Origin of the sequence: Methylomicrobium agile (assembly GCF_000733855.1) — a bacterium.
GTDB lineage: Bacteria > Pseudomonadota > Gammaproteobacteria > Methylococcales > Methylomonadaceae > Methylomicrobium > Methylomicrobium agile.
This window is the reverse complement of sequence record NZ_JPOJ01000001.1, coordinates 4,422,419-4,431,305: the sequence shown is the minus strand read 5'-3', so window position 1 is coordinate 4,431,305 and position 8,887 is coordinate 4,422,419. Positions and strand designations below refer to the sequence as shown.

Below are 8,887 nucleotides of genomic sequence, written 5' to 3'. Positions count from 1 at the left end.
CGATTTTCGACGAGAAGCGGCCTAATGAGAGGCCGTTTTCGTCCTTCGCCCCCGGGGTTTCCAGGACGCAGGACGGACGTCTCCTCTAGCCGGCTCAACGCCTGCCGGATGTGGTAAAGATTACCGAGGCAAACAGCAAGTAGAGTTGCTGCGCGTCTTGAAAAGTCCCCGGTAGCGCACTTTGGTATAACCGAATTGGCGCTTGACGATCCGGAACGGGTGTTCGACCGCGGACCGCAGCGAAGCCAACATGCGGTTGCAAAGGGCTTGCTCCGCCGGCAACTCTTCGCCCTTCCGGCGCTTGAACGAAAAGCCCAGACTGGCTCGCCTTCCTGACGTTCCGCCGCCAGATGCGATCCTTGCGCGTATAGGCCCGGTCGCCCAGCACGACCTGTTCATCGCCGTGCAGCAACGCATCGGTCATCACCCCGTCCGCCACTTTCGCAGTAGTGATCTCGACGGTGTGCACCAGCCCCGATGCGGCATCGACCCCAATGTGCGCTTTCATGCCAAAGTGATAGTTGTTGCCTTTCTTGGTGGAACTCATCTCGCCATCCCGTTTGCGATCGCGGTTCTTGGTCGAGGGCGGGGCGGCAATCAAGGTGGCATCCACGATCGTCCCTTGCCGCAGCAACAAGCCTTTGTCGGCTAACAATGCCGCCGTTTCATCGAACAGCGTTTGTGCCAACTGATGGCGTTCCAACAGGCGCCGAAACTTGAGGATCGTCGTCTCATCCGGCATCGCCTCTTCACCGGCATCGAGCCCGGCAAATTCGCGCAACAAGGGCATGTCGTGCAAGGCCTCCTCCATCGCCGGATCAGAATAGCCGAACCACTGCTGCATCAGGTGGATACGCAACATCGTCGCCAAAGCAAAGGGACGCCGGCCTCGGCCCGCCATCGGATAGTGCGGCGCAATCCGACGCGTCCACAACGCCCACGGTACCACCTGTTCCATCTCCTGGAGGAATTGTTGGCGTCGGGTCTGCTTCGGCTTCTTCACGAACAGCGGGGCACTGAGTCCGAGTTGTTTCATCTGCGGCGTCCTCTCGATAAGGGTGGCTGCGGATATTTTATCGCAGCAACAGAACTTATTCAGAGTTTCCTTAAAGTGCTGAATCTGGTTGTGGATCGGCGTGCTGTCCGGAATGAAGGCCGGTTTGATCAACGCATTCATCAGCATCTGTTTGTCGAAATTCTCCTGATTGATTTTTACCAGCACATTGCGCAGGTGTAAGAATCCGACGACCCGGTCGATGCTTTTCTTATATACCGGCAAGCGCGTATGCGGGCTGTTCCTGATCTGGTTGACGATGTCTTCGATCGGCAGCTCCAGGTCGATTCCGTAGATTTCGTTGCGCGGCGTCATGATGTCTTCGACCGTCGCCGATTCGAGATCGAGAATGCCAGCAGCATTTTCTGGTAGCGCGAGGGAATCAGGCTTTCCGCTTCGGTGACGATGCTGCGCAGTTCTTCCTTGTTCAGGGTTTCGTGGCTGTTCTTGCTGACCTGGACGCCGACCATCCGAAGCAGCAGGTTCGCGGTCAGGTTGATGCTCAATACCAGCGGGTAAGCGGCTTTCAGGAGCGGGACGTAGATCCAGGCGGCCGGAAACGCCAGCGCTTCGGGCTTTACCGCGGCCAGGGTTTTCGGCGTCACTTCGGAAAAGATCAACACCACGATCGTCAGCAGAATCGCCGCAATCGTAATGACCGATTCGTCTTCGCCATAGAGCCGGATCGCAATCACCGTGGCGATCGAGGAGGCGGCGATATTCACGAAGACATTCCCGAGCAGGATCAGGCTGATCAAACGGTCGGGCGCTGCAGCAGTCGGTGGGCCTTGGTGGCGCCTTTATGCTTCAATTTGACCAGATGCTTCAGCCGATACCGGTTCAGCATCATCAATGCGGTCTCGGAGCCGGAAAAAATGAGGATAAGACGAGCATCAGGGCCAGCAAGGCCCAAAGTAAACCGAGAGGTAAGTCGTTCAAGTAAGAGAATCTCTTTTATTTGGGAAGTGATTAGTCTCTACGAATTGAGAAATTTTTGTCAAGACATCCTTCAAATAAAGCCGACAAATTTTACAACAGTTTAAAACTGAACTGTTATAGAATATGCGGTCAAGCTTCTTAATTTGAAAGCATTTTTTAACGACGCAAAAAAGATCGGGAGTTATTTCATGCGCATTATTCTTTTAGGGAGTCCGGGGTCCGGCAAGGGAACTCAGGCTCAATTCATCACTCAAAAATACGGCATTCCCCAGATTTCGACGGGCGATATGCTGCGTGCCGCGGTCAGAGCGGGAACGCCTTTGGGGATTGAAGCCAAAAAAGTGATGGATGCGGGCGGCTTGGTGTCGGACGACATCATCCTGGGACTGATCAAGGAGCGCATCGCCCAGGATGACTGCAACACGGGTTTCCTGCTGGACGGGTTTCCGCGCACGATCGCACAGGCCGAAGGTTTGAAGGCAATGGGCATCGACGTTACCCATGTTGTCGAAATCGCCGTCGACGACGAGGAAATCGTCAAGCGGATGGCCGGCCGGCGCGTGCATCCTGCCTCGGGACGCAGCTACCATGTGATTTTCAATCCGCCGAAAGTCGATCATGTCGATGACGTGACCGGCGAGCCGCTGATCCAGCGCGACGACGATAAGGAAGAGACGGTCCGCAAGCGTCTCCAGGTTTATCACGAACAGACCAAGCCGCTGGTCGGGTATTATTCCGCCGAGGGTCAAACCGCCAAATTCACCACGATTGCCGGCATCGGCGATGTCGGAGAAATTACCGCCAAACTGTTTGCCGTCCTCGATTGAAGTTCATCGTTATTATTCATTCCGCCGTACCCATCGGCCAACTACACACAAGAGCTATGCCGGGTAAAACTTTATATGACAAATTATGGGAAGATCATGTCGTCCATACCGAGGAAGACGGTCTTCATTGATTTATATCGACCGCCAGCTGGTGCATGAAGTCACCTCGCCGCAGGCTTTCGAAGGCCTGCGCCTGACCGGCCGCAAGCCGTGGCGCACCGACCGAAACCTGGCGGTCGCCGATCACAACGTGCCGACCACCGACCGCGACAAGGGCATTGCCGATCCGGTTTCCCGTTTGCAGGTCGAAACCCTCGAAAAGAACTGCGCCGAATTCGGTATCACCGAGTTCGACATGGCCGACATACGCCAGGGTATCGTGCACGTGATCGGTCCGGAGCAGGGCGCGACCTTGCCGGGCATGACCATCGTCTGCGGCGATTCGCATACTTCCACGCACGGCGCGTCCGGCGCGTTGGCGTTCGGGATCGGCACGTCCGAGGTCGAGCACGTGATGGCGACCCAGTGCCTGGTGCAGAAAAAAGCCAAAAACATGCTGATCCGAGTCAACGGCAAGACCGGACCGGGCGTGACCGCGAAAGACATCGTGCTGGCGATCATCGGCAAGATCGGCACCGCCGGCGGCAACGGCTATACGCTCGAATTCGCCGGCGAGGCGATTCGCGCCTTGTCGATGGAAGGCCGCATGACTGTCTGCAACATGGCGATCGAGGCCGGCGCACGCGCGGGCCTGATCGGCGTCGACGAGGTGACGATCGATTATTACCGCGACCGTCCTTATGCGCCGAAAGGCAACGACTGGTACATGGCGGAACGGTTGTGGCAGAACCTGCATTCGGATCCCGATGCGAAATTCGACAAGGTCGTCGACCTCGACGCCGCCTCGATCCGGCCGCAGGTGACTTGGGGCACTTCCCCGGAGCTGGTGGTTTCGGTCGACGACAAAGTGCCGAATCCCGAGCTCGAAGCGGATGCGGTCAAGAAGCAAAGCATGATCCAGGCGCTGAAGTACATGGATCTGGAGCCGGGACAGGCGATTACCGACATCAAGCTCGACAAGATTTTCATAGGTTCGTGCACCAATTCCCGGATCGAGGACTTGCGTGCGGCGGCCGCGGTGGCGAAAGGTAAAAAAGTGGCATCGAGCATCAAGCTGGCGATGGTCGTTCCGGGCTCCGGCCTGGTCAAACAACAGGCCGAAGCGGAGGGCCTGGACAAGGTTTTCACCGAGGCCGGTTTCGAATGGCGCGATCCGGGCTGTTCGATGTGTCTGGCGATGAATGCGGACCGGCTGGAGCCGGGTGAACGCTGCGCGTCGACTTCGAACCGCAATTTCGAAGGCCGCCAGGGTTACGGCGGCCGTACCCATCTGGTCAGTCCTGAGATGGCGGCTGCTGCTGCGATCGAGGGCCATTTTGTCGATGTGAGCACTTGGGAAAAAGAGGCACGCCAATGAGAGCATTTACACAAATAACAGGATTGGTTGCGCCGATCGACCGGGCGAATATCGATACCGATGCGATCATCCCGAAACAATTCCTGAAATCGATCCGCCGTTCCGGCTTCGGTCCTTACCTGTTCGACGAATGGCGTTATCTCGACCGCGGCGAACCGGATATGGACTGCTCGACGCGGCCGTTGAACGAGCATTTCATTCTGAACCGGTCGGAATACCAAGGCGCGGAAATCCTTTTGACCCGCGAAAATTTCGGCTGCGGCTCGTCGCGCGAGCATGCGCCGTGGGCGCTGGAAGATTTCGGCTTCCGTGCGATCATCGCGCCCAGTTTTGCGGACATTTTTTACAATAACTGCTTCAAGAACGGTCTACTGCCGATCGCGCTGCCGGCCGCCGAAGTGGACAGCCTGTTCCAGGAACTGGTTCCCGGCTATCGCCTGACGATCGACCTGGCCGCGCAAACGATCACCACGCCGGCCGGACGGGCGATTCGCTTCGATGTCGACGAGACGCGCAAATACCGTTTGCTGAACGGGCTCGACGATATCGCGTTGTCGCTGCAGCATGCGGACAAGATCCGGGAATATGAGGCCAAACGCGCCAAGCGCGCGCCGTGGCTGTTCACGAACTGATCCGGAAGTTCTTTCCTGCGGCGGATGGGCGGGCTTTATCCGCCGCCGTTTGTTTTTCAGAATGAGCCGTGCTTCGGCTGTTTTCCAAGGGTTGTTCAATGTCAAAAGTTTATAACGTGGCAGTGGTTGGCGCGACCGGTGCGGTCGGCGAAGCGATGCTGTCGATTCTCGAAGAGCGCAATTTTCCGGTCGGCGAGGTGTATGCGCTGGCCAGCAGCAAATCCGTCGGCAAGCGGATTCCGTTCAAGGGCGGTACGTTGAAAGTCGAGGATCTGGCGACGTTCGATTTTTCGAAGGCGCAGATCGGCCTGTTTTCGGCCGGCGGCTCGGTCTCCGCCGAATATGCACCCAAAGCCGCGGCGGCCGGCTGCATTGTCGTCGACAATACTTCGCATTTCCGCTATGAAGACGATATTCCGCTGGTGGTCCCGGAAGTGAATCCGGACAAGATCGCCGACTATAAAAACCGCGGGATTATCGCGAATCCGAATTGTTCCACAATTCAAATGTTAGTCGCTTTGAAGCCGATTTACGATGCGGCCGGTATCGATCGGATCAATGTCTGTACTTATCAGGCCGTATCCGGCACAGGTAAAAAGGGCATCGACGAGGTGGCGACCCAGACTGCAAGACTGTTGAACGGCCAACCGATCGAAAGCAAAGTTTATCCGAAACAGATCGCCTTCAATGTATTGCCGCAGATCGACGTATTTCTGGACAACGGCTATACCAAAGAAGAAATGAAGATGGTTTGGGAAACCCAGAAAATCCTCGGCGACGCTTCCGTCAAGGTCAATGCGACCGCGGTCCGGGTGCCGGTTTTTTACGGGCATTCCGAAGCGGTCCATATCGAGACCCGGCAAAAGATCAGCATCGAAAGAGTTAGAGATTTACTCGAACATGCGCCTGGCGTAAAGGTGGTGGATGAACGAAAGAACGGCGGCTGGCCGACTGCAGTGACCGAGTCTTCGGGTCATGATGAAGTCTTTGTCGGCCGGATTCGCGAAGATATCTCCCATCCGCTGGGGCTTGACTTGTGGGTGGTGGGCGACAACGTCCGTAAGGGCGCGGCTTTGAACAGCGTCCAAATCGCCGAGGTGCTGGTAAAAAATTACATCTAGTCTAAGCTTTAACAGAGTGTTTCAACTGTTCGCGGCGTAGACCGAGGTAAGCATTGTGAAAGAGAGTAACGTCAGCAATTTGACCAGGACTTTAGCGGTATTGTCGTTATTGGCCCCGGCCAGCGCCTATCCTCTGGGCATAGGGGAAATAAAATTGCATTCGGCCCTCAATCAAAATCTGGATGCCGAGATTTCCTTGATGCTGTCGGCGGGCGAGCGGATTTCCGATGTCAAGGTCAGCCTTGCGCCTCCCGACAAATTCGACGAACGCGGCGTACCTTGGTCTTATTTCCTCTCGAACATCAGTTTTGAACCGGCAGTCCGGCCCGACGGCTCGGCGGTGATCAAGGTCAGATCACGCGAAGCGTTGAAAGAACCGATTCTGGACTTACTGTTGCAGGTTACCTGGCCGAAAGGAACTTCTTATCGCCAGTTCTCGCTGATGGTCGACCCGCCGGCCGCCTATGTGCAGCCTGTCGTTCCCGTTACGCGGGTTCCCGAAACGATCACGAGCGGCGCGCCCATCAGTCCCGCTCCAACCACCGCCGCAGCGCCTTCCTACGTTACGGAACCGCGTTCCGTGGTTCCGGATTCCGCCGCGATGGCGCCGGACCCGGTGCGCCAGGCGCCTAAAGACGACATCGTCAAAGGCGTCTACGGACCGACCCGGCAGAACGATACGCTGTGGGCCATTGCCGAGAAAGCGGGCAGGCCGTACAAGGTTTCGGTCGAGCAAATGATGGTCGCGATCTACCAGGCCAATCCGAAGGCATTCTATAAAGACAACGTGAATGCCTTGCTGGCGAAGGTCAAGCTTAAAATTCCGGAGCGCGAAGCGGTTGTCAAGTTGTCTCACCAGGAAGCGCTGGCCGAATACAATCGCCAGCGGGAGGCCTGGAAGAACCGGTCGCAACCCGCGTCCTCCGAGGTGGCGGAAGCGGTTCAGGAAAAGGAAGCGCCTGCCGAAAAACCGATCGATAACCAGTTGACTTTGGCGGCGCCTGCCGAAGCGACCGTTGCGGAGAAAGCGGTCATTACTCCGGGCCAGGAGCAGAATGCGGCCAAGTCCGAAGCGGATAAGGCAGCGGCGGGAACTGCCAGCGACAAGGCAAACGAGGAAATGCAGGAAAGAATGGTCGCGCTGGAACAGCAGCTGGCAAAAATGCAGGCCATATTAGCGATCAAGGAACAGCAGTTAGCCGCGTTGCAGGACCAGGTACAAAAGGCCGCTAAAGCCTCGGCCGCGCCAGCCCAGCCGTTGCCGGCAGAACAGGCGGCAGCACCCGCAGTACCCGTCCAGCCAGCCCAACCGGCGCCGCCGGTAACAGCCGCTGCGCAGCCGAACCTCGCCGACGAACAGCCGGTGAAGCCGACAACGCCGGCGATGGCTCAGGAACAGCCGCCGCATCCACCGGAACCCGCTGCCGTTAAAAAGCCGGTTTCCCGTCCCGCTCCGGCGCCTGAACCGGTGGAAGAGCCTCTGCCGTTGGATCTGATAGGGATTGGCGCTGGCGCTATTACGGCGCTGCTGGGACTTTTCTGGTGGCGGCGCCGTAAAATGGCAAGCGAAGCCTCGCTCAACACCGAAAGCATGTTCTCGCCTTCGATCATTTATAAAGCACCTGAGAGCGACTCCACTTTTTCTGTGCCGGCATTGAATGAGAGTACCGCCTACGATGTCGATCCGGTCGGCGAGAGTTCTTTTCTGAGCGAATTCACACCGAGCGATTTCGATGCTTTCGATAGCGATCAAGGCGAGATCGATCCTATTTCCGAGGCCGACGTTTATCTGGCCTATGGGCGTTATCAACAGGCCGAAGAGCTGATGCGCAATGCGGTTACGAACTATCCCGATCGCGATGAATGCAAACTGAAGTTGCTGGAAATTTATTACGCTGCTGAAAATAAGCCGGGTTTCGAAGCGTTTGCAAAAGAACTATCCGCGGCCGGTAAGGATCGGGACAGTGTTTTCTGGGGAAAAGCGGCCGAAATGGGGCGTGAAATTTGCCCTGATTCGGCCTTGTTTGCTTTGCAGTCGGCTCCGGCCGCCTCCAATGCAGGCGCTTCCGTTGCCGGTCAGACGGAGGCGGTCAGCCTTGCCAAGCAGGAGGTGCCTGGGCAAGACGATTTCGACATGCCGTTCGACGCTGATTTCGAACCGGCAGCGTTCGATACCTCTGCATTCGATGCGTCCTTTACGAAAAATAGCGAATCGCCGCAAGCTTCCGCTTCTGTTGTCGACCGGGATTTTGCGGATTTCGACCTCGAAGATTTTTCCTTCGGCGAAACGGCGGAGCAGGATGAACCGCGGAATAATGAAAGCATCGACTTCGATCTGGATAAACTGCCTGATCTTGCAGGCGAGCCGGAGGTTCAGGAAAACCGAGCCGATTCGGCGGATCTGCAATTCTCTCCGGGGGCTGACGAAGCGTTTGATTTCGAGCCTCTCGATTTCGATAGGGGATTCAGCGCCGCCGAAAAAAATAAGCAAGACGATGAAATACTCACTGTCGACGACCAGTTCAGTCTGGCGAAAGAAGCCGACGATGACAGGCCGGAAATCGCCTTGGGCGACGATTTCAATTTCGATTTCGATTTCTCTACGCTCGGGGATGACGAGGCGGGAGATGATCTGATTGAAATAACCGGCGTAGCCGATCTGACCGATATGGACGAACTGGAAACCAAACTGGATCTGGCCAGAGCCTACCGTGATATGGGAGACAATGAGTCGGCCCGGGATATTGTGTCGGAAGTGTTGGAAAAAGGCAGCGCCGAACAAAAAAAATTGGCGCAAGTCCTGCTTAATGAGTTGATGTAAACGTCTGTTATTCGTA

Annotated in this window: 4 protein-coding genes and 3 pseudogenes; 5 read left to right on the top strand and 2 right to left on the bottom strand. The window is 56.6% G+C overall.

Annotated elements, in window-relative coordinates; translation table 11 throughout:
- Positions 1-156 precede the first annotated feature (156 nt).
- Positions 157-1,036, bottom strand: a pseudogene (locus CC94_RS21935) (IS5 family transposase); the annotation flags it as partial.
- Positions 1,037-1,365: 329 nt separating this feature from the next.
- Positions 1,366-1,901 (bottom strand): annotated as a pseudogene (locus CC94_RS24925) (CNNM domain-containing protein).
- A 280-nt stretch (positions 1,902-2,181) separates the two neighbouring features.
- Here CC94_RS24925 and adk point away from each other — a divergent pair.
- The 5 genes and pseudogenes from adk to CC94_RS0120465 all read left to right on the top strand — a co-directional run bounded on the left by adk (position 2,182) and on the right by CC94_RS0120465 (position 8,871).
- A complete protein-coding gene (gene adk / locus CC94_RS0120485) occupies positions 2,182-2,820 on the top strand; it encodes an adenylate kinase (protein WP_005372926.1) in 639 nt (212 codons plus the stop codon).
- Positions 2,821-2,876: 56 nt separating this feature from the next.
- Positions 2,877-4,297, top strand: a pseudogene (leuC, locus tag CC94_RS21925) (3-isopropylmalate dehydratase large subunit).
- On the top strand, positions 4,294-4,929 hold the full coding sequence (gene leuD / locus CC94_RS0120475; RefSeq protein WP_005372923.1) for a 3-isopropylmalate dehydratase small subunit: 636 nt from the start codon (positions 4,294-4,296) through the stop codon (positions 4,927-4,929). The pseudogene leuC and the gene leuD overlap by 4 nt, the downstream one beginning before the upstream one ends.
- 98 nt (positions 4,930-5,027) lie before the next feature.
- Positions 5,028-6,050, top strand: coding sequence for an aspartate-semialdehyde dehydrogenase (locus tag CC94_RS0120470; RefSeq protein ID WP_005372921.1), 1,023 nt, complete (start codon positions 5,028-5,030; stop codon positions 6,048-6,050).
- Positions 6,051-6,105: 55 nt separating this feature from the next.
- Positions 6,106-8,871: a motility hub landmark protein FimV gene (locus CC94_RS0120465; RefSeq protein ID WP_005372919.1), complete on the top strand. Its 2,766-nt coding sequence runs from the start codon at positions 6,106-6,108 to the stop codon at positions 8,869-8,871.
- The last annotated feature ends 16 nt before the right edge of the window (positions 8,872-8,887 follow it).

Coding starts and splice junctions, on each gene's coding strand:
- adk (WP_005372926.1), top strand. CDS start 2,182: ATGCGCATTATTCTTTTAGGGAGTCCGGGGTCCGGCAAGGGAACTCAG.
- leuD (WP_005372923.1), top strand. CDS start 4,294: ATGAGAGCATTTACACAAATAACAGGATTGGTTGCGCCGATCGACCGG.
- CC94_RS0120470 (WP_005372921.1), top strand. CDS start 5,028: ATGTCAAAAGTTTATAACGTGGCAGTGGTTGGCGCGACCGGTGCGGTC.